The sequence below is a fragment of the Pseudomonas silensiensis genome (assembly GCF_050434865.1).
Taxonomy (GTDB): Bacteria; Pseudomonadota; Gammaproteobacteria; order Pseudomonadales; family Pseudomonadaceae; genus Aquipseudomonas; species Aquipseudomonas fluorescens_W.
This window is the reverse complement of record NZ_JBNDJH010000051.1, coordinates 1-1397: the sequence shown is the minus strand read 5'-3', so window position 1 is coordinate 1397 and position 1397 is coordinate 1. Positions and strand designations below refer to the sequence as shown.

General features: G+C 50.5%; 2 tRNA genes and 2 rRNA genes. All 4 read left to right on the top strand.

The features are described from left to right. Nucleotides 1–404 (top strand): 16S ribosomal RNA (locus QF010_RS33965); the annotation flags it as partial. 162 nt (nucleotides 405–566) lie between these two features. Continuing rightward, nucleotides 567–643 (top strand) — tRNA-Ile (locus tag QF010_RS33960). A gap of 27 nt (nucleotides 644–670) precedes the next feature. Continuing rightward, a tRNA-Ala gene (locus QF010_RS33955) sits at nucleotides 671–746 on the top strand. Nucleotides 747–994: 248 nt separating this feature from the next. Further along, nucleotides 995–1397: ribosomal RNA gene (locus QF010_RS33950) — 23S ribosomal RNA — on the top strand; the annotation flags it as partial.

The following is a 1397-nucleotide window of genomic DNA, read 5'->3' as shown; positions in this document are numbered from 1 at the left end:
GGTGGGCACTCTAAGGAGACTGCCGGTGACAAACCGGAGGAAGGTGGGGATGACGTCAAGTCATCATGGCCCTTACGGCCTGGGCTACACACGTGCTACAATGGTCGGTACAGAGGGTTGCCAAGCCGCGAGGTGGAGCTAATCCCAGAAAACCGATCGTAGTCCGGATCGCAGTCTGCAACTCGACTGCGTGAAGTCGGAATCGCTAGTAATCGCGAATCAGAATGTCGCGGTGAATACGTTCCCGGGCCTTGTACACACCGCCCGTCACACCATGGGAGTGGGTTGCACCAGAAGTAGCTAGTCTAACCTTCGGGAGGACGGTTACCACGGTGTGATTCATGACTGGGGTGAAGTCGTAACAAGGTAGCCGTAGGGGAACCTGCGGCTGGATCACCTCCTTAATCGACGACATCAGCTGCTCCATAAGTTCCCACACGAATTGCTTGATTCATTGAAGAAGACGATAAAGAAGCAGCCCTGACGGGTTGTAGCTTAGTTGGTTAGAGCGCACCCCATGCTTTGTGGTCAAGAGCAGGGTGAGGTCGGCCTTAAAGCTCGAAATTGGGTCTGTAGCTCAGTTGGTTAGAGCGCACCCCTGATAAGGGTGAGGTCGGCAGTTCGAATCTGCCCAGACCCACCAATTTTGTGTGGGAACCTGTAGAAATACGGGGCCATAGCTCAGCTGGGAGAGCGCCTGCCTTGCACGCAGGAGGTCAACGGTTCGATCCCGTTTGGCTCCACCACTACTGCTTCTGTTGTTGAAAGCTTAGAAATGAGCATTCCATCGTGATGATGGTGAATGTTGATTTCTAGTCTTTGGCTAGATCGTTCTTTAAAAATTTGGGTATGTGATAGAAAGATAGACTGAACGTTACTTTCACTGGTAACGGCTCAGGCTAAGGTAAAATTTGTGAGTTGCTCTTAATTGAGTATTATCGAATTTTCGGCGAATGTCGTCTTCACAGTATAACCAGATTGCTTGGGGTTATATGGTCAAGTGAAGAAGCGCATACGGTGGATGCCTTGGCAGTCAGAGGCGATGAAAGACGTGGTAGCCTGCGAAAAGCTTCGGGGAGTCGGCAAACAGACTTTGATCCGGAGATGTCTGAATGGGGGAACCCAGCCATCATAAGATGGTTATCTTAAGCTGAATACATAGGCTTAAGAGGCGAACCAGGGGAACTGAAACATCTAAGTACCCTGAGGAAAAGAAATCAACCGAGATTCCCTTAGTAGTGGCGAGCGAACGGGGACTAGCCCTTAAGTGGCTTTGAGATTAGCGGAACGTTCTGGAAAGTACGGCCATAGTGGGTGATAGCCCTGTACGCGAAAATCTCTTAGTCATGAAATCGAGTAGGACGGAGCACGAGAAACTTTGTCTGAATATGGGGGGA